The sequence below is a fragment of the Streptomyces sp. NPDC059897 genome (genome assembly GCF_042730865.1).
Classification (GTDB): Bacteria; Actinomycetota; Actinomycetes; order Streptomycetales; family Streptomycetaceae; genus Streptomyces.
The window spans coordinates 39493-64990 of the sequence record NZ_JBHWKQ010000008.1; the positions used below are offsets into that span (position 1 = coordinate 39493).

The following is a 25498-nucleotide window of genomic DNA, read 5'->3' on the forward strand; positions in this document are numbered from 1 at the left end:
CACCATGGCACCCTCCACCAGACGCACCTTCCTCGGTTCCGCCCTCGCGGCCGGGGCACTGCTCGGCCTCGCCTCCGCGCCCGCGCGGGCGGCGGTGTGGTCCTCGTCCGACCAGTGGGGCAACTACACCACCCCGGACGGCTACATCCTCTACAACAACATCTGGGGCTCCGGCGCGGGCCCGCAGTCGATCTGGGCCAACTCCGCCTCGAACTGGGGCGTGTGGGCGAACCACCCGAACACGGGCGGCATCAAGTCCTACCCCAACGCAAAGAGGATCGTGAACCGGCGGCTCGGCTCGCTCACGTCGCTGACCAGCAGCTACAACGTGAGCGTGCCGGCCTCGGGCGCGTACAACACCTCGTACGACATCTGGGACAGCGCGTACGACCACGAGGTCATGCTCTGGATGAACTACAACGGCGCCGTCGGTCCGCTCGGCACCTCGCAGGGCACTCTCACGCTCGGCGGTCACACCTGGAGCGTCTACAACGGCGACAACGGCGCCAACGCGGTCTATTCGTTCCTGCGGACCTCGGACTCCACGTCCGGCACGGTGAACATCCTGCCGATCCTCAAATGGATCAAGGACACCAAGGGCTGGTGGGGCGATGTGACCATCGGTGACGTGCAGTTCGGCTACGAGATCACGTCGTCGTCCGGCGGACTGAACTTCACGACGAACAGCTTCAAGGTGTCCGGCGGCTGACACCGCCGGACCCTCCCCGGCCCGGCCGCTACAGGAGCTCGGCGACCTCAGCCAGCACCCGGGCGGCCGGCGCCGGGTCGACCAGCCACTTCAGGTGCGAACCGTCGAGGGTGCGGACGCGGAAGGGGTTGTCCGGGGTCAGCGCGTCGGCCTCGCGGATCAGCCGGTCCTGGAGCGCGAGCGGCAGGCTCGCGTCGTCCGCGAGGCGCACGTACGTCTTCGGGATGCGGCCCCAGGTGTCGGCCTGCGCGCGGTCGTCCTCTGTGCCGACGTCGAGGTTCTCGTCCGGCTGGAAGGTGTTGAGGAAGGTACGGAACTCGTCGTCGGTGCCGTCGGCGAAGAAGGCCGACCGGAACGCGTCGAGGGCCTTCTCGTCGGCGGTGCGGAAGTTGACGCGCAGCAGCCCGAGTTCGGCTGGGTTGCCCGCCATGGCGAGGCCGAACGCGGTGGGGTCGACCGAGGCCATCTCCGGTTCCGCGTAGTAGTCGCCCACGAGGAGATCGACCGGGCACCAGGACGACACGTAGACGATGTGGTCGATCAGGTCGGGCCGGCGGTTGGCGGCCGCCGTGGCGGTGGCGCCGCCGCGGCTGTGCGAGACGAGGACGACCGGACCGTTCTCCTTGGCCCGCTCCAGGAAGCCGGTCAGGTGCGCGACGTTGTCGTCGAGGGTGACTCCCTTGATGGCGCCGGGTGTTGCGGCGAGGGCCGCCGCGTCCTGCGGGGCCTGGTACGCGGCCGGGTAGGTCGCCGCGAAGCCGTGGCCCGGCAGGTCGACGGCGGCCGAGCGGTGACCGAGCAGCCCGAGTTCCGCCTGGAGCGGCGCGAAGGAGAAGGAGTTGGCGAACGCTCCATGGACGAGGACGTACGTCGGGTGCACGGGCACGCTCACTTTCTGACGCTTCAGGACCGGTTGTGGAGATCCTATGCGGTCGGCGGCGCCTGCGCCGCGCTCTCCCGGACAGTCAACTCGGGCGCGAGCAGCACGACTTCCCCGGCCGAGCCACGGCCCTCGATCTGCGCGACGACCTGCTCCACCGCGCGCCGCCCCATCTCCTGCGCGGGCACGGCGACCGAGGTGAGCGGCACCGACGCGTGCCGGGCGACCTGCTCGGGGCAGACCGCGACGACCGACACGTCCTCGGGGACGGCCCGCCCCGACTGGCGGAGCAGGGCGAGCAGCGGGTCGGTGGCGGCCTCGTTCTGCACGATGAACGCGCTGGTGCCGGGGCGCTCGTCGAAGATCCGTGACAGCGTCGCGGAGACGGAGGCGTAACTGCCCTCGCAGGGGCGGTGCAGGAGCCGCAGGCCGAGTTCGGCGCTGCGCTCGCGCAGGCCCGTGAGCGTGCGCTCGGCGAATCCGGTGCGGCGCTCATAGACGGCGGCGGCCTCGCCGATGACGGCGATCTCGCGGTGCCCGAGGCCCGCGAGGTGCTCGGCGCACAGCGCGCCCGCGGCGGCGAAGTCGAGGTCCACGCAGTGCAGTCCGGTGCTGTCGGCGGGCAGCCCGATGAGGACGGCGGGGCGGCTCGCGGTGCGCAGGAGCGGCAGCCGCTCGTCGTCCAGTTCGACGTCCATGACGATCACGGCGTCGGCGAGCGAGCTGCCCTCGATGCGGCGCACGGCCTGGGCGCCCTCCTCGCCGGTGAGCAGCAGGATGTCGTAGCCGTGGGCGCGGGCGGCGGTGGCGACGGCCGTCGCGATCTCCATGAGCACGGGTACGTACATGTCGGTGCGCAGCGGCACCATCAGGGCGATGATGTTGGACTTGCTGCTGGCGAGGGCGCGGGCCCCGGCGTTGGGGTGGTAGCCGAGCGTGCGCACGCTGGTCTCGACGCGCTCGCGGGTGGCCGCCGAGATGGACCGCTTGCCACTGAGGACGTAGCTGACGGTGCTCGCGGAGACTCCGGCGTGCCTGGCGACCTCTGCGAGCGTGACCATGTCGTTCTCCTGATGCCGGATCCGAGGAGGGGGTGGGCGACCGCCCAGTGCGCCGGCTTCGGCGGGTGCCGCCCCCGTCGTTCGGCATGTCGACCCTATGATTTGCGCAGGGTGCCTGTCCAGAAGTTCGTCGAAGCGCTTCGACGCCCGGCCCGGCACCAGCCGGGCCACCAGGGAGGACACGTATGACCGACGCCACCCCGACCGCGCCGATAGCCACCACAGCGGGCCGGGTCCGCGGGCTCACGCAAGGCGCGCTCAGCGTCTTCCGCGGCATCCCCTACGCCCAACCCCCGGTCGGCCCCCTGCACTTGGCGGCCCCGGAGCCCGCTCTGCCGTGGGACGGGGTGCGCGACGCGTTCGCCTTCGGGCCGCCGCCCCCGCAGTCCCTCGTGGGCGGGCTCGTGGGCCGCGTCGTCCCCGAGGGCGAGGACTGGCTGACGGTCAACGTGTGGTCCCCCGACCTCGGCGGTGCGGGCCTGCCCGTGCTGGTCTACATCTACGGCGGGGCGTACGTCACCGGCTCCACGGACGGACCGCACTACGACGGCTCCGCACTCGCCGCCCGCGGCCAGGTCGTCGTGACCCTCAACTACCGGGTGGGCGCCGAGGGGTTCGGCGTCTTCGACGGCGCGCCCGCCAACCGGGGGCTGCTCGACCAGGCCGCGGCGCTGCGCTGGGTGCGGGAGAACATCGCGGCGTTCGGCGGCGATCCGGACCGGGTCACCGTGTTCGGGGAGTCGGCGGGCGCGGGCTCGGTGGCGGCGCTGCTCGCGATGCCGTCGGCGGCGGGCCTGTTCCGGCGGGCGGTGGCGCAGAGCGTGCCGGGCACGTACTTCTCGCCCGAGCTCGCGCGGGACATCGGCGCGCGGATCGCGGAGCGGCTCGGGGCGCCGGGCGCGGGGGCCGCGGAGCTCGCCGCGTGCGCGCCGAAGGCGCTGCGGGACGCCACCGACGACCTGATCCGCGCGCTGCCCTCGTACGCGGACCGGTGGGGCCGCGTCGCCCACACCGCCACCCCGTTCTCGCCCGTGGTCGACGGCGAGGTGCTGCCCGCCACCCCGTGGGAGGCGCTCGCGGGCGGCGCGGCGCGCGACGTCGAACTCCTCGCCGGGCACAACAAGGACGAGTACCGGCTGTTCACCATCATGGCGGGCCGGTACGGGAAGACGACGGAGGAGGAGGCGGCCGAGGCGCTGCTGCGGTTCGGGCCGGGCCCTGACGCCGGGGACCGCTACCGGGCCGCCTACCCGAGCGCGGGCCCGTCCGGCCTCCATGAACTCGTGCAGTCCGACTGGCTGTTCCGGATCCCGTCGCTGCGCCTCGCCGAGGCCCACGCGGCGGGCGGCGGGACCGCGTACGCGTACGAGCTGTGCTGGCAGGCGCCCGGCGCGGGCGGCTCGATGGGCGCCGCCCACGCCCTGGACGTGCCGCTGGTCTTCGGGACGCTCGACTCGGACTTCGCCGGGCTCTTCCTCGGCGCCGAGGCGCCGCCCGCGGCCGTGGCGCTGTCCGAGGAGATGGGGGCGGCCTGGACCTCGTTCGCGGCGGGCGAGGGCCCCGGGTGGGCGCCGTTCACCGCCGAGGAACGGACGACGCGGGTCCTCGACGCGCCCTCGCGGACGGTGCCGTACCCGGAGGAGGCCTCGCGGCTCCTGTGGGAGGGCGTGGACTTCGCGCCGCTGGGCCTCGGGCCGGATCCGGCCGCGGCGTAGGCCCCGGCCACGACGTAGGAGCAGCGCGCGGCGCAGGAGCGGGCCCGACGCGCCGACGCGCGAGCGTTTCGGGCGGGCCTCGCGCGCCTACCGTCTCGGACATGGACACACGCCCTCATGTCTCGCTCGTCCTGCTCGCCGCCGCCTCGGGGTCCGTGGACGCGCTCGCGTTCACGGCCCTGGGCGAGACGTTCGCCGGCGTCATGACCGGCAACCTCGTGCTGCTCGGCATCTCGGCGGGGCAGGGCTCCGCACACCAGGTGGCCGGTCCGCTGTACGCGCTCGGCGGGTACGCGGTCGGCGCCGCGGCGACCGCGTTCGCGTGCCGGGGCGTGCGCGGGGACCGCACCCAGGAGTGGCCGGGCCGCGTCGTGGCCTGCCTCGCCGCCCAGTGCGCGCTGCTCGGCCTGCTCGCGGTGGCGGGCGGGCTGCTCGGCGGGGACCCGGCCGGGGTGTGGCGGACCGTGCTGCTCGTCATGGCCGCGCTGGCGATGGGCGGGCAGTCCGCGGCGATGGTCGCGGCTGGGGCCGGCGCCGCGCCCACCACCTATTTCACCGGGACGCTGACGACGTTGGTGACCGGGGTGGTCGACGGGTCCGGGCGGCACCGGGAGCAACTGTGGGTAACCGGCCGGTTGTTGGCCGTGGTCGGCGGCGCGGCCTGCGCCGTTGCGCTCAGGGAGGCCGCCGCGCCGTGGGGATTCGTGCCGCCGGTCGTCCTGACCGCCGCCGCGGTCGCGTGCCAGAAACCTGCACACCGAATGCGCAGGGCAGTCACGGTACTTCGCAAGAAAAGATTGCCTCGTACAAGCACCGCGCGCCATTAATGCGCGAGTGTCCCCTTTGCTGCCCGGCGACACAGGGTGTTCACAAACCTCTCCGTGAAGAATGTGAAGGAGCTGCCACCCGGCTGTGAACACCCCGGCACATGACGGCAATTGACCTCGCGGATCCCCTATGAATGGACGCGGTCCGATTAGCTGTGCGACGCGTCAACATGCTTTGATCCTCCGCATCGCATGACGGCCGCAAGGGATTCGCAGCCACCGATTTCCAGCGCGCCCCGCGAATTTCGAAATACCCGGACATACCCAAGAAGGGCGGCTCATTATGAGCAACCACATTGAGACCGTTGAGATCTCGGACGCCGACCTCGACAACGTCTCCGGCGGCCTCGTCGGCGGCCTCGTCGGCCAGGTTCAGGGCACCGTTGACGGCATCGCCCCGGTTTCGGGCACCGTCTCCTCCGTGACCAACACGGTCGAGGGCCTCACCGGCCTGAACACCGGCGCCGTGACCGGCCTCGTCGGCGGCGTGACGGCCGGCCTCTGAGTCGGATTCGATCCCTCGGGATCGCCGCGCCACCTCCTGACGGGTGGCGCACCCCAAGCCTCGGGACCCCGTGTCCCGGGGCTTTCGGGGCGTCCGGGGTCCTAGGTCCGGGAATTCCCCGGTCCGGCCCGGCATGGAAGCTAGGTAAGGGAAAGACTCCGTGCAGTTCCGCCAACAGGCCCTGTCCAAACTGCAGTCGCCGGAGGAGCTCGATCTGCCGGTGCGCCTCGCGCGGCCGCAGGGACTGCTCGTACTCGCCGTCACCGTCGTCGTGATGGTCGCCGCCTGCGTCTGGGCCGTCACCGGTTCGGTGACGTCGACGCTCAAGGCGAACGGCATCCTCACGTACGCGCAGGGCAGCTACGTCCTGCAGACCCCCGTCACGGGGCAGGTCACCGGCCTGTACGTGAAGGAGGGCCAGCGGGTGCGGGCGGGCGCGCCGCTCCTCAAGGTGCAGACCGCGCAGGGCAACCGTGCCGTGCGGGCCATCGACGCGGGCCGGGTCACGGCGCTCGTCGCGCGGATCGGCTCGGTCGTCACGACCGGCTCCGACGTCGCGACGGTGGAGAAGACCGGCTCGGCGCGCGATCCGCTGCTCGCGATGCTGTACGTGCCCGCCACCAGCGCGGGCAACGTGGACGCGGGCTCCGACGTCGACCTGAACGTGCCGCAGGCGCAGCAGTACGGCGTGCTGCGCGGGAAGGTCAAGGCCGTCGGCCGCGCCGCCGAGACGAAGCGGCAGGTCACCGACTTCATCGGGGACAGCTCGCTGGCGGGCGAGTTCACGAAGGGCGGGGCCCGGGTCCCGGTCCTCGTTCAGCTCAAGAAGGCGGACACCAAGTCCGGGTACGCGTGGTCGTCCGACGGCGGGCCGCCCTATCCGCTCGCCTCCATGACCCTCGCCTCCGGCTCCGTGCACCTCGCCGATCAGCGTCCGATGGATTGGCTGAAGCCGTGACCACGACCTCACTCCCGCCCGCGGGCCACCGCCCGGACCGCCGCCGCGCACGGCCGACTCCCCCGCCGGCCAAGCGCCGCCGCAAGGTGCGCACGCCCACGGTGCTCCAGATGGAGGCCGTCGAGTGCGGCGCCGCGGCGCTCGCGATGATCCTGGCGCACCACGGCCGGCACGTCCCGCTGGAGGAGCTGCGCATCGCGTGCGGCGTCTCGCGGGACGGCTCGCGCGCCTCGAACCTGCTCAAGGCGGCCCGCAGTTACGGCATGACCGCCAAGGGCATGCAGATGGAGCCCGCCGCGCTCGCCGAGGTGCAGGGCCCGGCGATCCTGTTCTGGGAGTTCAACCACTACGTCGTCTACGACGGCATGGGGCGCCGCTTCGGGCGCCGCGGCGTGCACATCAACGACCCCGACAAGGGCCGCCGCTTCGTGCCGATGGAGGACTTCGACACGAGCTTCACGGGCGTCGTCCTCGTCCTGGAGCCGAGTGACGACTTCCGTACGGGCGGGCGCAAGCCGGGCATCATGACGGCGCTGCCCGCACGGCTGCGCGGCACCACCGGCACGATGCTCGTCGCGCTGCTCGCGAGCCTGCTGCTCGTCGGCGTGGGCGCCGCGGTGCCCGCGCTCAGCAAGACGTACATCGACCTGTTCCTCATCGGCGACCAGACCTCGCTGCTCGGCGCGCTGTTCGCGTCGATGGGCGCGATGGTGGCGCTGACCGCCGTACTGACCTGGCTGCAACAGGCGAACCTGCTGCGCGGCCGCATCATCTCCTCGACGCTGAGCAGCGCCCGCTTCTTCGGGCATCTGCTGCGCCTGCCCGTCACGTTCTTCTCGCAGCGCAGCCCCGCCGACCTGGTGCAGCGCCTCCAGTCGAACGACGCGGTCGCCGAGACCCTGGCCCGCGACCTGACGGCGGCGGGCGTCGACGGGATCGTGGTGCTGCTGTACGCGGCGCTGCTGTACACGTACGACCCGCAGCTCACCGGGATCGGCGTGGGCATCGCGCTGCTCAACGTCGTGGCGATGCGGGTGGTCGTGAAGCTGCGCGCGACGGGCACACAGAAGCTCCGCGCGGACACGGCGCGGCTGACCAACACCTCGTACACGGGCCTTCAGCTCATCGAGACGATGAAGGCGACCGGCGGCGAGAACGGCTACTTCCGGCGGTGGGCCGGCCAGCACGCGACGACCCTGGAGGAGCAGCAGAAGCTCGGGGTACCGAGCGCGTGGCTCGGCATCGTCGCGCCGACCCTCGCGACCCTCAACAGCGCGCTGATCCTGTGGATCGGCGGCATGCGGGCGGTCGAAGGGCATTTGTCGGTGGGTCTCCTTGTCGCCTTCCAGGCGCTCGTCACCCGCTTCACCGCGCCGCTCACCCGCCTGAACGGTGTCGCGGGCCGCATCCAGGACTTCGCCGCCGACGTGGCGCGTCTGAAGGACGTGGAGAACTTCCCCGTCGACCAGCTGTACGCGCGCCCCGAGCAGGTGCAGAGCACCCGCAGACTGCGCGGCCACATCGAGCTGGACGGCATCACGTTCGGCTACAGCCCGCTCGACAAGCCGCTGCTTTCGGGCTTCTCGCTGACGGTGGGACCCGGCCAGCAGGTGGCACTCGTCGGCGGCTCCGGCAGTGGCAAGTCCACGGTCTCCCGGCTGATCTCCGGCCTGTACGCGCCGTGGGAGGGCGTCATCCGGATCGACGACCGGCGCCTGGACGACATCCCGCGCGGCGCGCTCGCCGCCTCCGTCTCCTTCGTCGACCAGGACGTGTTCCTCTTCGAGGGAACGGTCCGCGACAACGTCGCGCTGTGGGACCCGTCGATCTCCGACGAGGCCGTGGAGGAGGCGCTGCGCGACGCGTGCCTGTACGACGTGGTGGCGCGCCGCCCCGGCGGTGTGCGCGGCCGGGTCGAGCAGGACGGCCGGAACTTCTCCGGCGGCCAGCGCCAGCGCCTGGAGATCGCGCGGGCCCTGGTACGGCGCCCGTCCATCCTCGTCCTCGACGAGGTGACCAGCGCCCTCGACGCCGAGACCGAGCAGACGGTCATGGACAACATCCGGCGGCGCGGCTGCGCCTGCGTCGTCATCGCGCACCGCCTCAGCACGGTGCGCGACAGCGACGAGATCGTGGTCCTCGACCACGGCCAGGTCGTCGAGCGCGGCCGCCACGAGCACCTGGTGCGGGCCGGCGGGCCGTACGCCGAGCTGGTCAAGGAGCACTGAGCACTGACATGACCGACCTGCAAGCGGAGTTCACCTCCTCCGACCAAGTCGTCGCGGCCTTCGGCGGCCTCGGCGCCCCCGTCGACTGCACCGATCTGCGCAGCCTGCCGCTCGAGGGCCCGCACGTGCTGTGGCTCGTCGCGGGCGGCGCGCTCGACCTGTTCGCGGTCGACGTCCAGAGCCAGGGCCACTGGCACTTCCTGGGACGTCTGGAGCCGGGCACGCTGCTGCTCGGCCCGGTCGAGGGCACCCAGCACACGCTCCTCGGCCGGCCACTCAGCGGCTGCCAGGTGCGCCGCATCCCGCTGCGCGAGCTGCCGTACGCGCCGCCGGCCTCCTATGACGCGGCCGGCTCGTACGGCTGGAGCCTGCTGGAGGAGGCCTTCGCGCTCGGCGTCGGGCGCGGGCAGAAGATCCTCTTCGAGGCGCCGCTCGACGGGCGCACCGTCGAGACGCAGGAGGACTCGCTCGTCGGCGACGACGACGTGCTGTGGCCCCAACTGGCGCCCGGCAGCGTGCAGTACGGCTCCGCCTACGCGGCGGACGCGGCGGCCGATCTGCTGGTCGACACCGGCCTGTGGCAGCGCATGGTCAACCAGCAGTGGCGGCTGCTCTCCACGCTCGACCGCTGGATCGAGCGCCTGGAGAGCGCCCACGAGGACCGTGCCGCGGCCGGTATCCGCGCGGGCGAGGCCGTCCGCGAGCAGGCCGACCGCACGCTGCTCGCCTCCATGGGCACCAAGCGCGGCCGCCGGAACTCCTCCGACGCGGGCGCCGACGCCACGTACGCCGCCTGCAAGGTCGTCGCGGACGCGTCCGGCATCCGGCTCGTCGACCCCGACCACGTGGGCGCGGTCAGCGACCGCCTCGACCCGGTCGAGCAGCTCGCCACGGCCTCCCGCCTCCGCACCCGCCCGGTACGCCTCGCCGGTGACTGGTGGCGCCGCGACGCGGGCCCGCTCGTCGGCTACCGGGCCTCGTCCGGCGCCCCGGTCGCCCTGCTCTACCGGCGGGGCGGCTACGAGACCGTGAACCCGGCGGGCGACCGGCGCGTCCGCGTCGACGAGGACAACGCGGAGGACTTCGAAGAGCGGGCGATCATGCTGTACCGCCCGCTGCCCGACGGCGATCTGACCCCGGCGCGCCTGATGCGCTTCAGCATGCAGGCGATGACGAAGGACATCCGCAGGCTGCTGCTCGCGGGCCTGGTCACGGTGGGGCTCGGCGCGCTCGTCCCGGTCGCGACCGGGCAGGTCCTCGGCACCTTCGTCCCCAACGCGCAGACGGACCTCATCACGCAGGTGTCGCTTGCGGTGGTGGTCGCCAGCGTCGTGAGCGCGGCGTTCATGCTGCTCCAGAACCTCACGGTGCTGCGCATCGAGGGCAGAGTGGAGAGCGTCCTCCAGCCCGCCGTCTGGGACCGGCTGCTGCGGCTGCCGACGCGCTTCTTCGCCTCCCGCTCGACGGGCGAGCTGGCGAGCGCCGCGATGGGCATCAGCTCCATCCGACGGCTGCTCTCGGGCGTCGGCCCGATCGTCGTCCAGTCGACGACGGTCGGCGCGATGAACCTCGTCATGCTCCTCCTCTACAGCGTCCCGCTGGCCCTGGCGGCGCTCGGCATGCTGCTCCTGGTCGCGGCCGTCTTCCTCACCCTCGGCCTGCTCGAACTGCGCTGGCAGCGCCGCCTGGTGAAGCTCGGCAACAAGCTCAACAACCAGGCGTTCCAGACGCTGCGCGGGCTGCCGAAGCTGCGGGTCGCGGGCGCGGAGAGCTTCGCGTACGCGGCGTGGGCGAAGGAGTTCGCGCGCACCCGCGAGCTGCAGCGCCGGGCCGGCCGCATCAAGAACGCGACGACGGTCCTCAACTCGGTCTACCTCCCGCTGTGCTCACTCGTGATGTTCATGCTGCTCGCGGGCCCGGCCCGGGGCAGCATGTCGGCGGCGTCGTTCCTCACCTTCAACACGTCGGTGACGATGCTCCTGACGTCGGTGACGCAGCTGACCGGCGCGCTGATCTCGGCGGCCGCGGTGCTGCCGATGTTCGAGCAGATCAAGCCGGTGCTCGACGAGAAGCCCGAGGTCCGCGAGGCGGCGACGCAGCCCGGCGAGCTGACCGGAGCCCTGGAGGCCCGGGGCGTCTCCTTCCGCTACACCGACGACGGCCCGCTGGTCCTCGACGACGTGAACGTGTCGATCAAGCCCGGTGAGTTCGTGGCGGTGGTCGGCGAGAGCGGCTGCGGCAAGTCCACGCTCCTGCGCCTGCTGATCGGCTTCGACGCCCCGGCCTCCGGCAGCGTCCTGTACGACGGCCAGGACCTCTCGGCGCTCGACCAGGCGGCCGTGCGGCGCCAGTGCGGCGTCGTCCTGCAGAACGCCCAGCCGCTGAGCGGGTCGATCCTCGACTGCATCTGCGGCGCCGAGTCGTTCACGCAGGAGGAGGCGATGGCGGCGGCCGAGATGGCGGGCCTCGCGGAGGACATCAAGCGGATGCCGATGGGCCTGCACACGATGATCTCGGGCGGCGGGGCGGTCTCCGGTGGGCAGCGTCAGCGGCTGATGATCGCGCAGGCGCTGATCCGCCGGCCGCGGATCCTCTTCTTCGACGAGGCGACGAGCGCGCTCGACAATGAGACGCAGCGCATCGTGATCGACAGCACGAAGGCCCTCCGGGCGTCGCGGGTCGTGATCGCCCACCGGTTGTCCACGGTGATGGACGCGGACCGGGTCGTCGTGATGTCGGCGGGGCGGGTCGTTCAGCAGGGGTCGCCTGCTGAGCTGTTGGCGGACACCGGGGGGCGGTTGCACGAGTTGGTGCGGCGGCAAATGGCGTGAGGTCGCGGGGCGCTGCCCCGGGCCCCGCTGCTCAATCGCCGCAGGGGCTCAATTGGGCAGATGGCTTGAGGTCGCGGGGCGCTGCCCCGGGCCCCGCGCCTCAAGCGCCGGCGGGGCTGGAACTGCCCGCGCCGAACAGCACCCGCATCGCCACCTCCCGGTAGTGGCGTACGTGGTGCAGGGCGCGGTCGGCCGCGAGGTCCGCGTCGTGGGCCGCGATGGCCTCGTACAGGGCCTGGTGTTCCTCCCACACCGCGTGCGGGTCGTCGACCTGCTGGAAGAGCCAGCGCATCCGGCCCTCCAGGGGTTGCAGCGTGTTGGCCAGCAGAGCGTTGCCCGCGATCTCGACGATGTGGTGGTGGAAGTCGGTGTTGGCGCGCGAGATGCGGGCCGGCTTCCCGGTGCGGGTCGCCTTCTCCGCGCTGGTCAACAGCCGTCCCAGCGCGGCGATCTGAGGCTTCTGGGCGCGTTCCGTCGCGCGCCGCACGGCGAGCACCTCCAGGGCCTCGCGCAGGTCGAAGAGGTCCAGCACGTCCTGGAACGCGAGCTGCTTGACGACGATCTTGCGGGCCGATGCCGCCTCCAGGAAGCCCTCGCTGAGCAGCACCCTGATGGCCTCGCGCACCGGAATCCGGGACACCCCGAACTCCTCGGCGACCTCGCGCTCCAACAGCCGGTCCCCCGGCCGCAGTTGCCCGGAGATGATCCGGTCCCTGATGCCCTCGCAGACCTGGTCGCGCAGCCAACCCGCCTCGCCGGGCCCCGCCTGAACCATGTTTCCTCCCCGTCAATTGCTCCTTACGGTATACCAACGCCTTGACGCGGCGCGCCCTCGTCCGCATCCTTTGGTATGCCATAGCGGCGAACGCACACGTCACACGCTTCTCCAGATGTCCGCAGGGCCGCCCCCACGGCCTTGCGAAGCATGCCCTGCACGTCCCCGCATGCCCCGCACCGCATGCCTTCCGTAGCTCGTCCCCCGGCTCAGCAAAGGGGTTGACATGTCGTCAGCCGATCTGACCCGCGCCACCGAAGCGGCCCAGCCGCACGGAAGAACCACCAAGTCACCGCCCACCCGCACCCGTTGGAAGGTGTTCCTGCTCCTCCTCGGCATCGTCACGCTGAACTACATCGACCGCGGCTCGGTGTCCGTGGCGCTGCCGCTCATCACCCAGGACCTTCACCTGTCGAAGGAAGTCACCGGCTTCGTCCTCAGCGCCTTCTTCTGGACGTACGCGCTGATGCAGATCCCCGGCGGCTGGCTCATCGACCGGTTCGGGCCGCGCCGGATGGCCGGCGGCGCCTGCGTCGGCTGGGGCGTCGCGACCGGCGTCACGGCGGCCGCCACCGGCGTCGGCTCGCTGCTCGCGGCCCGGCTCGCGCTCGGCGCGGTCGAGGCCCCGGTGATGCCGGCCGGCGGGAAGCTCAACGCGCACTGGCTGCCCGCGAAGGAACGCGGACGCGGCGCGGTGCTGATGGACGGCGGCGCCCCGCTAGGCTCCGCGCTCGGCGGCATCGCCATCTCCGGCCTGATCGCCTGGACGGGCAGCTGGCGGATCGCCTTCGTCGTCGCGGGCGCGGTGACCGTGGCGGTCGGCCTCCTGGCCCTGCGGTATCTGCGCGACACCCCGCGCGAGCACGCGGGCGTGAACGAGGCCGAGGCCGCGTACATCGAGCGGGAGCACGCGGCGGAGGACGCCGCGGCGCCCGGCGAGGACCGGCCCGCGAAGCTGCGCGACTACGTGAGGTACCGCTCGTTCTGGGGCATGTGTCTGGGCTGGATGGGCTTCAACGGCGTCTTCTACGGACTGCTCACCTGGGGCCCGCTGTATCTGTCCGAGACGAAGGGCTTCGACATCAAGTCCATCGGGTGGTCCACGCTCGTCATCTTCGGCGCCGGGTTCGTCGGCGAACTGATCGGCGGCTGGCTCGCCGACCACTGGCGCTCGCGCGGCACCGCCGCCAACACCGTCCTGCGCACCCTGATGGGGATCGCGGGCATGGCCGTGACGGCGGGCCTGCTCGGTGTCGTCCTGGTCCCCGACGCGATGACGGCCGTCGCGCTGCTCTCCGTCGTGCTCTTCTTCCTGCGCTGGGCGGGCCTGTACTGGGCGCTCCCCTCCACGCTCGGCGGACGCGCCAACGCGGGCGTGGTCGGCGCCGCCATGAACCTGTCCGGCAACATCGCCGGGATCGTCACGCCCATCGCCGTCGGCTTCATCGTCGGCGGCACCGGCTCCTACACCTGGGCGCTGCTGTACTTCGTCGGCGCGGCACTGCTGTTCACCGCCGCGTCCCTGGTCATCGACTACTCGAGGAGGCTCGCCGTCCGATGAACGACCCGTCGCACGAGAACCGTCCGCTGCGCATCGGCATGCTCACCCCGTCCTCCAACACCTGCCTCGAACCCGTCACGTACGGGCTGCTCCAGGGGGCCGAACCTGGGCTCGCCACCGCGCACTTCGCCCGCGTGCCGGTCACCCGGATCGCGCTCGACACCGGCAGCGACGCCCAGTTCGCCCCCGAGCCGATGCTGGCCGCGGCCCGGCAGCTCGCCGACGCCAAGGTCGACGTCCTGGTGTGGAACGGGACTTCGGGGTCCTGGCTCGGCATCGAGCGGGACCGGGCGCTCGCCGCCGCCCTCACCGCGGAGACCGGCATCCCGGCCACCACGTCTACGCTCGCGCTGCTCGACGCCTGCGCCGCCTACGGGGTGACCCGGCTCGGCCTCGCCCTGCCCTACACCCGCGACGTCGCCGACGCCATCGTGGCGACGTACGCGAAGGAGGGTCTGGAGTGCGTGCTCGCGGAGCCCTTCGGGGAGCACGACAACGAGGCCTTCGCCCGGATCGCGCCCGCCGACGTGGCCCGCCAGATCGAGGCGGCGGCCACCGACGGGGCGCAGGCCGTCGCCGTGGTGTGCACGAACGTGTACGGCGCCTTCGAGGCCGAGCGTCTCGAACACGCCCTGAAACTACCGGTGTTCGACTCGGTGAGCGCGACGCTGTGGCGGGCGCTCGACCTGGCCGGGGCCCGCCCGTCGTGGTCCGGGCACGGGCAGCTGCTGCGCGACGGCAGCCTGCGCGCGGACGTCCAGCGCACCCTGGAGCGGCTCCTGAAGGACACCGGCGCCGACCGCACGACGTTCCGCGTCGACCTGCCCGCGCACGAGCTGCACGTCGACCTCACGGCCGGCGAGGCGCTGGCCCCCGGCGTCCGTTCGATCCGGCGGGACGCCTCCCTCGACCAGCGCCGCCTGAACACCGTCGAGTGGCTGGAGGCCGAGCGCCGCGCGCTGGTGCAGCCGCACTTCCGCGAGGACCCGCAGCCGCCCGAGGCGCTGAAGGACGTGTACGGCGTGCGCGCCCAGATGCTCTCCCCCGTCCAGACCGGTGCCGCGCTGACCGGCTGGATCTCCGTCCACAGCACCCGCGAGCGCGACTGGACGGAGGCCGACCGCGAGGCGCTCGCGGCGGCCACCGCCGAGCTCACCGCCCGAATCCCCCGCTAGCAAGGAGCAGTTCGCCCATGCCCAAGGACATCCAGATCGCCCTCGGGGTCGACGTCGACGCGGTCGCCGGCTGGCTCGGCTCCTACGGAGGCCAGGACTCCCCCAACGACATCCAGCGCGGCGTCTTCGCCGGCGAGATCGGCACCCCGCGCCTGCTCAAGCTCTTCGAGCGGTACGGGATCCGCACCTCGTGGTTCATCCCCGGCCACTCCATCGAGACGTTCCCCGAGCAGACCCGGATGGTCGTGGAGGCCGGTCACGAGATCGGCGCGCACGGCTACTCGCACGAGAACCCCATCGAGATGTCGCCGCAGCAGGAGGAGGACGTCCTCGCCAAGTCCGTCGAGCTGATCGAACAGTTCACGGGACGCGGCCCCAAGGGCTACGTCGCGCCCTGGTGGGAGATGTCCGAGTCGACGGCCGCCCTGCTGCACAAATACGGCTTCTCCTACGACCACTCGCAGAACTACCGCGACTTCACTCCGTTCTACGCCCGCGTCGGCGACTCCTGGACGAAGATCGACTACTCGGGCGACGCGAAGGACTGGATGAAGCCGCTCGTGCACGGCCACGAGGTGGACCTCGTCGAGTTCTGCGGCAACTGGTACGTCGACGACCTGCCGCCCATGATGTTCAACAAGCACGCCCACAACAGCCACGGCTACGTCTCGCCGCGCGCCCTGGAGCAGGACTGGCGCGACCAGTTCGACTGGGTGCACCGCGAGCTGGACTACGCCGTCCTGCCGATCACGCTGCACCCGGACGTCTCGGGCCGCCCCAACGTCCTGCTGATGCTGGAGCGCTTCATCGAGTACGTCTCCGGCCACGAGGGTGTCTCGTTCGTGACCCTGGAGGACGCGGCCGACACCTTCCGCCGCCGCTTCCCCTTCGAGGGCACCGAGCGCCCGGCCGACATGCGCTGACCCTCAGCGCACATCCCCGTACTCGCTCAACACCCCGGGCGGCGCAAGCGCGTTGACGTAGTGCGCAGGCCCGTGGTCGTCGAAGGAGTACTTGAACGGGAGCGTCCGCGTCAGGGCCAGGCGCGCGGCGAAGAAGGCGAGCGGGGCCACGACCGCCAGGCCCGCGAGGCTGTCCATCTGGGGGTACGGAAGGGCGGGCTCCACCCGCTCGATCCAGCCCTCCTCGCGGGCGCGGCCGGGAATCGCGCCCATCCGGCGCAGCCTGCGCAGCGGGTTCACGCCGGTGAGGAGGTCGCCGGGGAAGGCGGCCGCCTCCGCCGCCGCGTCGGCCGCCGCCGTGAACACCGCGTCGACGGCCCGGCGCGGCCTGCGGAAGTGGAACTCGCGGCCGAACGCCGCGTAGGGGCCGACGGGGCGCGGCGGCAGCGCGGGCACCACGTCGCGGTCGTAGATGTAGCGCAGGAGGCGGTCGCGGAGCAGGTGGGTGCCGTTGCTGTCGACGGTGTTCTCGCAGGCGCGCGCCAGGTCGGGGCCGCCGAGCATGGGCTGCCCGAAGGTGTAGACGGCGCGCAGCCTGCGGGCGATGTGCGCGTAGCGGGGCTCATGGACGAGGGTGACCGCCATCAGCGCCGCCATCGCCGCGCCCAGGCTGTGGCCCGTGATGTAGAGCGCTTCGAGGCCGGGGCCGCGGGTGCCCTGCTCGTCGGGGTCGATGGACTCGCCGCGCACGGCGCGCTCCAGTGCCTGGAGGATGAGGTAGCGGGTGGCGCGCATGTTGCGGTAGAAGCCCGCGTGGACCGCGTAGTCGGTGCCGTCGAGGTCGACGGCGAGGGTCTCGGGGCGCACGTCGGCGTCGGTGAGGATGCTGATGATGTCCTCGGGCTGGGTGCCCCGGTAGCAGAGGATCGCGATCCTGCGGTCCTCGTCCTGGATCAGGTAGGCCGCCGAGGCGATGTACAGCGCGTCGACGCGCTGCTCGAAGACACGGCACCGGTTGCGTTCCAGGCCGAGCCGCGTCGCCATCATCGCGACGGTGTCCGCGTCGGCGCCCTGTTCGTACCCGGCGTACGCGTACGCGGCGAGGGTCGCCATGGTGTGCGGGAGCACGCCCGCCGGGTCCGGATGGTCCTTGTCCTCGCGCAGCAGGCGCGGCAGTTCGGGGTGGACGGGGAAGGTGGTCCTGCCCGGCTCGACGAACGTGGCCTCCTTGAGGGGGCGCAGGTCGGCGAAGGCGGGTCCGTGCACGATCGTCTGGCGCATGGCACCTCCCGGAGCGGGGGCTGTGCAGCACACCATCGGCGCATGTCGCCGTCAAGGCGTCGTCGATCGGCCACGCGCCGCGCCTGCGGGTGGGGCGGGAGTGGGGCCGGCGACGCGCGGGGCGGGCCCGGCCCGCGCGCCCGGCACGCTGACAGGGGCAAATCCCTTTGTGCGTACGGGAGTTCGCGTGCGCATACATGGCGGGATCGGTCGCTGCGGCAGGTCCGAGGGCGCCGATAGCGTCGCTGCCCCTCCCCCTGAACGAACCTTCCCCACGTACCTCCGACAGGGACGGCAACCGATGGCCGAGAACGAACGTCAGGCTTCCTACAAGCCTGCGCAGTACGAGCGGTACGAGGGCGGCAGCCCCGAGGCCGAGCGCCTCGTCTTCGAACGGCTCGCGCGCGAGATCATGAAGGTTCAGGTCGCGAACCGGCGGGCGAGCGGCGCCCAGGGCTTCCAGCGCGCCTTCCACGCGAAGGCCGCGCTCGGCGTGGAGAACGCCCGCCTGCGGTTCAACGACGATCTGCCGGCCGCGCTGCGCGCCGGCTTCGCCCAGCCCGGCGCCGAGTATCCGGCGACCGTGCGGCTCTCCAACGCGAGCGGGATGCACGGGCCCGACGGGGCGCCCGATCTGCACGGCATCGCGGTGCGGGTGCGGACCACGACCGAGGAGAGCCACGACCTGCTCGCCACCTCCTTCCCGGTGTCGCACGCCGCCAACGCCCGCGAGTTCGTGGCGTTCGCCAAGGCGATGGCCGGGGCCCGCAATCCGCTGCAGAAGGCGTTCGGCCTGTTCGTGAAGCTGCCGCTGGCCGTCGGCCTCGGCACCGCGAACCGGATGCGCCGCAACGTCCAGGCGGCGACCCGCAAGTCCGTCAACAGCCTGGCCCAGGAGACGTACTGGAGCCGCGGCGCGATGCTGTGGGCCGACGCGGGGCCCGTCCGGTTCCTGCTGCGGCCCGCCGTGGGCGGCGGCCCCGAGCCGCGCCCCGACCGCCGCGACCCGAACTTCCTGCACCGCGAGCTGGCGCGCCGGCTCTCCCGCGGCGACGTCGCCTTCGACCTGTGCGTGCAGCGCTACGTCGACGAGCGGCGCACCCCCGTCGAGAACGGCGCCGTGGAGTGGCAGGAGGCGATCACGCCGCCGATCCCCGTGGCCCGCCTCACCGTGCCGAGCCAGGACATCACGACGGCCGAGGCCCGCTCGGCGGCCCGGCGGATCGAGGAGCTGTCCTTCAACCCGTGGCACACCACGGACGAGTTCCGCCCGCTGGGCAACATCAACCGGGCCCGCAAGGCGGCATACCGGGCGAGCAGCGCGCAACGGCACGGCATCCGCTTCACCCCGCACGAACCGCTCAGGAACCGGGTTCTCGGCGTGCCCGTGAGCCTCGCGTTCCGCGCCCTGAACCGCTATGTCCCGTGGCACAAACTGCCGGTGGACCTGAGCCTGCTGAACCTGGTGTTCCTGCGGAAGGCGCTGCGCAGGCTGAACCTCATCGACACGGACGTCCAGGAGGCGCCGCCGAAGGCGGAGCCGGTGCCGGCCCCGGTCGACGAGCGGCTGCGCACCGAGCGTTCCTACGACGGCACGTACAACGATCTGTCGGAGCCGAAGATGGGCGCGGTGGGCGCCGCGTTCGGCCGCAACCTGAAGCCGGTGTTCCGGCCCGACCTCTTCGACACCCCGAACCCGGTGACGGTCAGCCGCAGCCTGCTGACCCGCGAGAGCTTCGTCCCGGCGACCTCGCTGAACATCCTGGCTGCGGCCTGGATCCAGTTCCAGGTGCACGACTGGGTCAACCACCGGCGCTACAAGGCGGGCGACAAGGCGGTCGAGGTGCCGCTGCCGCCGGGCGGCGGGACGTGGGTCAACACCCCGGGCGGGCCCGAGGAGAACGTGATGCGGTTCGCCGAGAACGAGGGGCTGGAGCTGCCCGGCGACGAGCCGCCGATCCTGTTCGGGAACACCGCCTCGCACTGGTGGGACGGCTCCGAGGTGTACGGCGGCGACGAGCAGACCGCGAAGCAGCTGCGCGAACCCGAGGGCGGGGCACGCCTGTTGCTGGACGGCGGGCACATCCCGATCGACCGGACGGGCATCCCGATCACCGGCTTCAAGGACAACTGGTGGATGGGCCTCAGCTCGATGCACACGCTGTTCGCCCGCGAGCACAACGCGGTGTGCGACGCGCTGCGCTCCGAGTACCCGTCGATGAGCGAGGAGCGGATCTACCACACGGCGCGGCTCGTGGTCTCGGCGCTGATCGCGAAGATCCATACAGTGGAGTGGACGCCGGCGATCCTCGCGACGAAGGCGATCGACATCGGCCTGCGCACCAACTGGGAGGGCCCGCCCCGGAATTGGCTGAACCAGCTGGGCCTGTGGCTCCTCGAATCGCACTCCCTGACCGGCATCCCGAAGACGATGCCGGACCACCACGGCGCCCCGTACTCCCTGACCGAGGACTTCGTCACGGTCTACCGGATGCACCCGCTGATCCCCGACGACTACGAGCTGCGCGAGCACCGCTTCGGGCAGCGCCTCGAGACGCTCGGCTTCAACGACATCCAGGGCGCGGCCGCCGAGAGCCAGATCCGCAAGACGGGCCTGGCGGACACCCTCTACTCGTTCGGCATCGCGCACCCGGGCGCGATCACGCTGCACAACTACCCGAAGTCCCTTACGCACTTCCAGCGCGAGGGCGAGATCATCGACCTGTCGGTGGTCGACCTGGTGCGCACCCGCAGGCGCGGCGTGCCCCGCTACAACGACTTCCGTGCGGGCCTGCACAAGGAGCGCATCCGCCGCTTCGAGGATCTGACGCAGGAGCCGGAGACCCTCGCGCGCCTCAAGGAGGTGTACCGGAACGTCGACGAGATCGACACCGTCGTCGGCCTGTTCGCGGAGAACCCGCCGACCGGCTTCGGCTTCTCCGACACCGCGTTCCGGATCTTCATCCTGATGGCGACGCGGCGCCTGCAGAGCGACCGCTTCCTGACCGTCGACTACCGCCCGGAGATCTACACGCCGCTCGGCATGGACTGGGTGGAGAAGGGCGGCATGAAGTCCGTGATCCTGCGGCACTGCCCGGACCTCGCGAGCCTGCTGCCGCGCGACGCGAGCGCGTTCGCGCCGTGGCGTCCGGTGCCGCCCGCGGAGAACGGCGGCGAGCATGGCTGACGGCAAATCGGGTCACCAGGGTCTCGACGACCTGCTCGCGCGCCCGCTCCTGAAGACGATCTGGCGCCGCCGCACCCACCGGGTCTCCCGCGGTGCGTCGGTGCCGGCCGGCTCCATGAGCTACACCTCCCAGCACGAGCCGCAGCCGCTGAGCGAGCTGGAGGAGGCACTGCTGATCGCGGTGACCGGCTCGACGGGCCTGACGATGCCGGACCGCCCCTTCGAGGACCCGCGCGACGGCAAGCCCATCATGTCCAAGCCGAACCTGACGATGACGGGCCGCACGGCCGGCAGCCCGGACAACGCGCAGGGCACGTACTTCTTCCTGATCAACGACAGCGGTACGTACTTCCTGCGCAAGCTGCCCGCGGCCCCGCACGAGCCGTTCACCGCCGAGGCACTGGTCGAGCGGGCCCGGCAGGCCAAGGTGAAGGTCCTCGACCACCGCCTCGATGTCGCCGAGGGGCTGCGCGACTTCCCGGCCTATCTGGACTCCAACCGCTTCCTGTCGAACCTGCCGGGCACGACCGTCCTGTTCCCGGTCGTCGACCTCTCGCACCAGTACGTCAACGCCCTGATGTATCTGCTCACGCAGCCGGACGGGGCGCGCCCCACCTTCGTCGACGACCGCAATCTGTACCGGGCGGCGGGCGTCAAGAAGTGGGTCGACAACGGGTTCCTCAACAAGGACCTGAAGCTGCCGCTGGGCGCGCTCGGACCGATGCGCACCCAGATCGAGGCGGACCTGCTGCTGCAGACCGTGATGCTGACGGCGGAGGCGATGGGCCTCGGCGCCTGGATCCACGCCTCCATCAACCCGGCGATCGCCCTCGGCGACCCGAAGTTCTCGAAGACGTACGGGAAGATGCTCGGCTTCACGTTCGTCACGCCGCGCTGGCGCCTCGCGGACCTGTGGCGCTGGCACGTCCCGCTGCCGAAGTACGCCAACCTGCGCTCGCACCCGGTGGGCCTGGCCGACCCGGCGACCGGCGAACCGCTGATCGCCGCGGCCTGCCCGCCCGCGCACGCCTCGATGTCGGACGCGGTCGACGCGATCGTCGACGCCAAGTTCGGCACCGGCGGCACCTACGGCGACAAGGACGTCTTCGCCCGCATCTACAAGGAGGACTACGGCCAGCGCTATCTCGCGGAGGCCAGCGAGTACGACGAACGTGTCATCGAGTGCGCCCGCGACGTGTGCACGTACATCCTCGCCACGCACCGCCGCTTCCCCGCGCACACGGACGCCATCCATGTGCCGGGCGTGTGGCTCCAGGCCCACCACGTGGAGGGCGAGTACTACGAGCGCTTCTTCACGAACGGGCTGACCGACGCGCACCGCGCGCACGACACGCTCTGGGACGGTGAGCCGATGAGTTGAGCCGGTCCGGGCGGTCTTCCTCTGTACGCTCACGCGGACGACGGCACCGCACCCGTACGCACAGGAGGATCGCCCGATGACCGACAACTCCGGCCTGGCCGAGGTCCTGACCCCGCACGTGTCGAAGGGCCCCGTGCCGGGCGCCGTCGGGCTCGTGGCCCGCGGCGACCGGGTCGAGGTCGCGGCCGTCGGCCACACCGACACCGAGGGCACGGCGCCGATGGCCCGCGACTCGATCTTCCGGCTCGCGTCGATCACCAAGCCGATCGTGGCGGCGGCCCTCATGACGCTCGTCGAGGACGGCCGCATCGCGCTCGACTCGCCGATCTCGCACTGGCTGCCCGAGCTGGCCGCGCCGAACGTGGTGCGCGATCCGGCGGGCCCGATCGAGGACGTGATCCCGGCGGCCCGGCCGATCACGGTCGAGGACCTGCTCACGTTCCGGGCCGGCTGGGGCTTCCCTTCCGACTTCTCGCTCCCGGCCGTGCAGCCGCTGTTCGCGCTGATGGACCCGCACCACCCGCAGCGGGTGCCCGAGCCGGACACCTGGCTGGCCTCGCTCGCCGGCGTGCCGCTGCTGCACCAGCCGGGCGAGGTCTGGCTCTACAACGCGTGCTCGGACATCCAGGGCGTGCTCATCTCGCGGATGACGAGCCACTCGCTGCCCGACTTCCTCGCCGAGCGGATCTTCGAGCCGCTGGGCATGGCGGACACCGGCTTCGAGGTCCCCGCCGCCAAGCGCTCCCGCTTCACCAGCTGTTACGTACCCACGCCCGACGGCGGCGCCGAGCTGGTCGACGCCCCGGACGGCGAGTGGAACAGCCTGCCCGCGTTCCCCTCCGGCGCGGGCGGGCTCGTCTCCACGGTGGACGACTGGCTGGCGTTCGCCCGGATGCTGCTCGCCGGCGGCGGCCCGGTGCTCTCCGCGGACTCGGTGCGGCTGATGACCACGGACCACCTCAGCGCCGAACAGCGGGCGGCGAGCGGCCTGTTCACGGAGGGCGAGGGCTGGGGCTTCGGCGGCTCCGTCGACGTCACCCGCACCCACCCCTACAACGTGCCCGGCCGCTACGGCTGGGTGGGCGGCACGGGCACGTCCGCCCACCTCACCCCGTCGACCGGGACGGTGTCGGTCCTGATGACGCAGCTCGGCATGGCAGGACCGACACCACCGCAGATCATGCGGGACTTCTGGACGTACGCGGCGTCCTGAGCGGTGCCGTGACTACCGCTCGCCGGAGAGGATCGGCAGCAGCAGCGAGGCCGACCAGCTGAAGTTCGGGGAGTTGAGCGGGGCGCCGGTCAGCGGGTCGTAGTTCTCCTGGATGGGACGGTCGCCGGTGAGCCCCTTGGCGCCCGCGAGGAGCTTGCCGGTGAGCTCGTCCGCGTCCTTGGTGTAGCCGTAGCGGCGCAGGCCGCCCAGCGCGACGTAGGCGTGGTCGAACCAGACAGGGCCGCGCCAGTAGGCCGTCGAGTCGAAGTACGGGGACGCCTTCGACACGGTCGGGAACGGCACGTGGGTCGCGAACTCGCCCGGGTCCGTCAGGCGCCCGCGCACGCTCGCGGCCTGCTCCTTGCTCGCGGCGCCCGTCCACAGCGGGACGGCGCCCTCGATGCCCCGGCCGCGGTCGGTGAGCGGGGCGCCGTTCTTCAGGCCGATGTCGTGGAACCAGCCGTCGGCCTTGTCGTAGAACTCGGAGCGCACGGCGGCGCTCGTCTCCTCGGACTTCTTCCGCCACTTCGCGGCCTCGCCGGGGCGGCCGATCTCATCGGCGATCCGCGCCAAGTAGCCCTGGTCCTGGGCGAGATAGGCGTTGAGGTCGACGGACTCCTGATCGAGCGAGTAGCCGAGCAGGGTGCCGTCGGCGGCGTGGTTGGCGACGACGGAGGTGCCGAGCTTCGCGTCGAAGCGCGGCGCGTTGTCCAGGCCGCTCTCCCAGGCGGCGGCGAGCCGGCGCTCCTCGGTGGAGTCGTTGGCGGGGTCGACGGTGGCGCCGTACTCGGCGAGCCCGTCGCGGTCGTGGTCCCGGTTGCGGTACCACCAGGCCTGGTAGGCGGCGAGTTTCGGGTACAGCTCGCTCAGGAAGGCCCGGTCGCCGCTCTTGCGGTACGTCTCCCACACCGACCAACTGGCCATCGGAGGCTTTGAGTTGCGTTCGTTCCAGTTGCCGCCGCCACGCTCCGGGTCGTTGTAGAAGAGCGCGTCGGGGATCATCCCGGCGTCCTGCGGACGCTCCTTGTCCTCGGCGGTGATCTGGTGGTCGAACATGGCCCGGATCTGCGACTTCGCGAGCCGCGGGTCGAAGCGGGCGGTGCCCACGGCCTGCTTCCAGCTGTCCCAGGCCCACAGCCCGCCGGTGAACCACTTGTACGAGATGGAGGGTGTCACGCCGTCGTGCTTCAACTTGCCCGCTGCGGAGCGCCAGTTGGTGACGAGCGTCTCCAAGGACTTCACGGCGGTGCGGCGCCGCTCGGCGGGCACCCCGCGCGTGACCCCGGCGACGTAGCCGCGCCAGCGGGCGTCACCGGCGGTGGCGTACGCCTGCGGGGCAGCGAGGACGGCGCGTGCCCGCCGGGCCTCGCGGGTGCGCTCGGCGTCGGTGAACGTATAGGACTCGGTCCAGTCGAAGTGGTGCGCGGCGCCGGGCGCGAGCTTCACGGGCGCGGCGACCTCGGTCCGGTACGTGTCACCGTCGACGGTCGTGCGCACGCGGTCCTTGTGCGTGACCTCGAAGCGTTCGGTGCCGTCGGTGAGGTAGTCCCACTTCTCGCGCACCTTGGCGAAGTCGACGCCGACGCCGTGCTCGGTGGACTTGAGCGAGGGCGCGTCGCGCATGGGCGCCTTCTCGGGCCGCAGCAGGCTGCCGGTCCAGCCGGCGCCGAGCGTGCGGGCGGCGGAGCCGGTGTTGCGCACCTCCGCGCGCACCAGGGCCGTCCGGTTGGTGGCGAACCGCAGCTCAAGGGTGAGGCGGAGGCCGCGCCCGAGGTCGTACGACTGGAGCAGGCGGCCCGGCTGCGAGGTGAAGCGGGGCGTGCCCCCGGCGGCGAGGTCGAGGGTGCGGCCGCCCTCGGTGAGCCGCATTCTGCTGAACGACTCGCTCAGCCACCACGGGTACTCCTGCGCGATGTACAGCGGGCCGCTGAACCCGCCGTACGCGGACCGGTCCCCGGCCTCCGGCAGCGCGTAGGCATGCCAGGCGCCGCGGTCCGAGAAGGTGCTGATGGGGTTGTTGTCCTCGGCGTCGCCGGGCAGCGCGGCCTTCGGGGTGCCGCGCAGGTCGAGGACGTCGGCGTAGTCGGGTCCGGGGTGCGGCGCGGCGGAGGCGGGCGGGGCGGCGAGACTCGCGCCGCCGACGAGGAGCAGGGCGGCGAGGGCGGCGCGGGCGGGTCGGCGTGCGGACTGACGAACGGTCACGGGGCGCTTCTCCTGTTGACATGAACCTGTGCGAGCGGGATCTTCAACCCCGACTCTCTGCGCAATCCTGCACGCGCGCAAGGAGTTTCAAGCACAAGCAATCAACA

Annotated in this window: 18 protein-coding genes; 13 read left to right on the plus strand and 5 right to left on the minus strand. The window is 71.9% G+C overall.

Annotated features, from left to right (window positions below; all coding sequences use genetic code 11):
- The first annotated feature begins 4 nt into the window (after window positions 1-4).
- The gene (locus tag ACFV9W_RS11515; RefSeq protein WP_385758243.1) at window positions 5-709 is read left to right on the plus strand and encodes a hypothetical protein; all 705 of its coding nucleotides are present in this window, start codon (window positions 5-7) and stop codon (window positions 707-709) included.
- A 28-nt stretch (window positions 710-737) separates the two neighbouring features.
- Here ACFV9W_RS11515 and ACFV9W_RS11520 read toward each other — a convergent pair whose 3' ends face one another.
- Window positions 738-1601: an alpha/beta fold hydrolase gene (locus tag ACFV9W_RS11520; RefSeq protein ID WP_385758245.1), complete on the minus strand. Its 864-nt coding sequence runs from the start codon at window positions 1599-1601 to the stop codon at window positions 738-740.
- 32 nt (window positions 1602-1633) lie between these two features.
- Window positions 1634-2650 (minus strand): LacI family DNA-binding transcriptional regulator, encoded by a 1017-nt coding sequence (locus ACFV9W_RS11525; protein WP_385758247.1) that lies wholly within the window; start codon window positions 2648-2650, stop codon window positions 1634-1636.
- 185 nt (window positions 2651-2835) lie between these two features.
- Here ACFV9W_RS11525 and ACFV9W_RS11530 point away from each other — a divergent pair, with 185 nt between their 5' ends.
- The 6 genes from ACFV9W_RS11530 (at window position 2836) to ACFV9W_RS11555 (ending at window position 11714) form a co-directional block, all read left to right on the plus strand.
- Window positions 2836-4365 (plus strand): carboxylesterase/lipase family protein, encoded by a 1530-nt coding sequence (locus tag ACFV9W_RS11530; RefSeq protein WP_385758250.1) that lies wholly within the window; start codon window positions 2836-2838, stop codon window positions 4363-4365.
- Between the two features lie 101 nt (window positions 4366-4466).
- Window positions 4467-5192 (plus strand): YoaK family protein, encoded by a 726-nt coding sequence (locus ACFV9W_RS11535; protein WP_385758252.1) that lies wholly within the window; start codon window positions 4467-4469, stop codon window positions 5190-5192.
- A gap of 283 nt (window positions 5193-5475) precedes the next feature.
- On the plus strand, window positions 5476-5697 hold the full coding sequence (locus ACFV9W_RS11540) for a type A2 lantipeptide (protein WP_356373765.1): 222 nt from the start codon (window positions 5476-5478) through the stop codon (window positions 5695-5697).
- Window positions 5698-5857: 160 nt separating this feature from the next.
- Window positions 5858-6655, plus strand: coding sequence for a DUF2118 domain-containing protein (locus ACFV9W_RS11545; RefSeq protein ID WP_385758254.1), 798 nt, complete (start codon window positions 5858-5860; stop codon window positions 6653-6655).
- On the plus strand, window positions 6652-8883 hold the full coding sequence (locus ACFV9W_RS11550) for an NHLP family bacteriocin export ABC transporter peptidase/permease/ATPase subunit (protein WP_385758256.1): 2232 nt from the start codon (window positions 6652-6654) through the stop codon (window positions 8881-8883). Before ACFV9W_RS11545 ends, ACFV9W_RS11550 begins: the two co-directional genes overlap by 4 nt.
- 8 nt (window positions 8884-8891) lie before the next feature.
- On the plus strand, window positions 8892-11714 hold the full coding sequence (locus tag ACFV9W_RS11555; protein ID WP_385758259.1) for an NHLP bacteriocin export ABC transporter permease/ATPase subunit: 2823 nt from the start codon (window positions 8892-8894) through the stop codon (window positions 11712-11714).
- A gap of 100 nt (window positions 11715-11814) precedes the next feature.
- Here ACFV9W_RS11555 and ACFV9W_RS11560 read toward each other — a convergent pair whose 3' ends face one another.
- Entirely contained in the window at window positions 11815-12489 is a 675-nt protein-coding gene (locus tag ACFV9W_RS11560) for a GntR family transcriptional regulator (RefSeq protein WP_385758261.1), read from the minus strand.
- 226 nt (window positions 12490-12715) lie between these two features.
- On the opposite strand from ACFV9W_RS11560, the gene ACFV9W_RS11565 reads away from it, so the two are divergent.
- The 3 genes from ACFV9W_RS11565 to ACFV9W_RS11575 are packed head-to-tail and all read left to right on the plus strand — an operon-like array spanning window position 12716 to window position 16148.
- Window positions 12716-14050 carry an MFS transporter gene (locus ACFV9W_RS11565; protein WP_385758264.1) on the plus strand — a complete coding sequence of 445 codons (1335 nt, stop codon included), beginning with the start codon at window positions 12716-12718 and terminating at the stop codon, window positions 14048-14050.
- The gene (locus ACFV9W_RS11570; RefSeq protein ID WP_385758267.1) at window positions 14047-15225 is read left to right on the plus strand and encodes a GAF domain-containing protein; all 1179 of its coding nucleotides are present in this window, start codon (window positions 14047-14049) and stop codon (window positions 15223-15225) included. The genes ACFV9W_RS11565 and ACFV9W_RS11570 overlap by 4 nt, the downstream gene beginning before the upstream one ends.
- A gap of 17 nt (window positions 15226-15242) precedes the next feature.
- Complete coding sequence (locus tag ACFV9W_RS11575; RefSeq protein WP_385758270.1) at window positions 15243-16148, plus strand: polysaccharide deacetylase; 906 nt, start codon at window positions 15243-15245, stop codon at window positions 16146-16148.
- Window positions 16149-16151: 3 nt separating this feature from the next.
- Here the strand turns inward: ACFV9W_RS11575 and ACFV9W_RS11580 are convergent, their stop codons facing one another.
- The gene (locus ACFV9W_RS11580; protein ID WP_385758272.1) at window positions 16152-17408 is read right to left on the minus strand and encodes a lipase family protein; all 1257 of its coding nucleotides are present in this window, start codon (window positions 17406-17408) and stop codon (window positions 16152-16154) included.
- Window positions 17409-17709: 301 nt separating this feature from the next.
- Here ACFV9W_RS11580 and ACFV9W_RS11585 point away from each other — a divergent pair, with 301 nt between their 5' ends.
- The 3 genes from ACFV9W_RS11585 (at window position 17710) to ACFV9W_RS11595 (ending at window position 23189) form a co-directional block, all read left to right on the plus strand.
- Window positions 17710-20595: a peroxidase family protein gene (locus tag ACFV9W_RS11585; RefSeq protein WP_385758275.1), complete on the plus strand. Its 2886-nt coding sequence runs from the start codon at window positions 17710-17712 to the stop codon at window positions 20593-20595.
- Window positions 20588-21976, plus strand: a complete 1389-nt coding sequence (locus tag ACFV9W_RS11590) for a hypothetical protein (protein ID WP_385758277.1) — start codon at window positions 20588-20590, stop codon at window positions 21974-21976. Before ACFV9W_RS11585 ends, ACFV9W_RS11590 begins: the two co-directional genes overlap by 8 nt.
- A gap of 76 nt (window positions 21977-22052) precedes the next feature.
- The gene (locus ACFV9W_RS11595) at window positions 22053-23189 is read left to right on the plus strand and encodes a serine hydrolase domain-containing protein (RefSeq protein ID WP_385758280.1); all 1137 of its coding nucleotides are present in this window, start codon (window positions 22053-22055) and stop codon (window positions 23187-23189) included.
- Between the two features lie 12 nt (window positions 23190-23201).
- Here the strand turns inward: ACFV9W_RS11595 and ACFV9W_RS11600 are convergent, their stop codons facing one another.
- Entirely contained in the window at window positions 23202-25391 is a 2190-nt protein-coding gene (locus ACFV9W_RS11600) for a trehalase family glycosidase (protein ID WP_385758283.1), read from the minus strand.
- Between the last annotated feature and the right edge of the window lie 107 nt (window positions 25392-25498).

Excerpts from the sequence above, each read along its gene's own strand:
- ACFV9W_RS11515 (WP_385758243.1), top strand. The coding sequence starts at position 5 with ATGGCACCCTCCACCAGACGCACCTTCCTCGGTTCCGCCCTCGCGGCC.
- ACFV9W_RS11525 (WP_385758247.1), bottom strand. The coding sequence starts at position 2,650 with ATGGTCACGCTCGCAGAGGTCGCCAGGCACGCCGGAGTCTCCGCGAGC.
- ACFV9W_RS11530 (WP_385758250.1), top strand. The coding sequence starts at position 2,836 with ATGACCGACGCCACCCCGACCGCGCCGATAGCCACCACAGCGGGCCGG.
- ACFV9W_RS11535 (WP_385758252.1), top strand. The coding sequence starts at position 4,467 with ATGGACACACGCCCTCATGTCTCGCTCGTCCTGCTCGCCGCCGCCTCG.
- ACFV9W_RS11540 (WP_356373765.1), top strand. The coding sequence starts at position 5,476 with ATGAGCAACCACATTGAGACCGTTGAGATCTCGGACGCCGACCTCGAC.
- ACFV9W_RS11555 (WP_385758259.1), top strand. The coding sequence starts at position 8,892 with ATGACCGACCTGCAAGCGGAGTTCACCTCCTCCGACCAAGTCGTCGCG.
- ACFV9W_RS11560 (WP_385758261.1), bottom strand. The coding sequence starts at position 12,489 with ATGGTTCAGGCGGGGCCCGGCGAGGCGGGTTGGCTGCGCGACCAGGTC.
- ACFV9W_RS11565 (WP_385758264.1), top strand. The coding sequence starts at position 12,716 with ATGTCGTCAGCCGATCTGACCCGCGCCACCGAAGCGGCCCAGCCGCAC.
- ACFV9W_RS11570 (WP_385758267.1), top strand. The coding sequence starts at position 14,047 with ATGAACGACCCGTCGCACGAGAACCGTCCGCTGCGCATCGGCATGCTC.
- ACFV9W_RS11575 (WP_385758270.1), top strand. The coding sequence starts at position 15,243 with ATGCCCAAGGACATCCAGATCGCCCTCGGGGTCGACGTCGACGCGGTC.
- ACFV9W_RS11580 (WP_385758272.1), bottom strand. The coding sequence starts at position 17,408 with ATGCGCCAGACGATCGTGCACGGACCCGCCTTCGCCGACCTGCGCCCC.
- ACFV9W_RS11585 (WP_385758275.1), top strand. The coding sequence starts at position 17,710 with ATGGCCGAGAACGAACGTCAGGCTTCCTACAAGCCTGCGCAGTACGAG.
- ACFV9W_RS11590 (WP_385758277.1), top strand. The coding sequence starts at position 20,588 with ATGGCTGACGGCAAATCGGGTCACCAGGGTCTCGACGACCTGCTCGCG.
- ACFV9W_RS11595 (WP_385758280.1), top strand. The coding sequence starts at position 22,053 with ATGACCGACAACTCCGGCCTGGCCGAGGTCCTGACCCCGCACGTGTCG.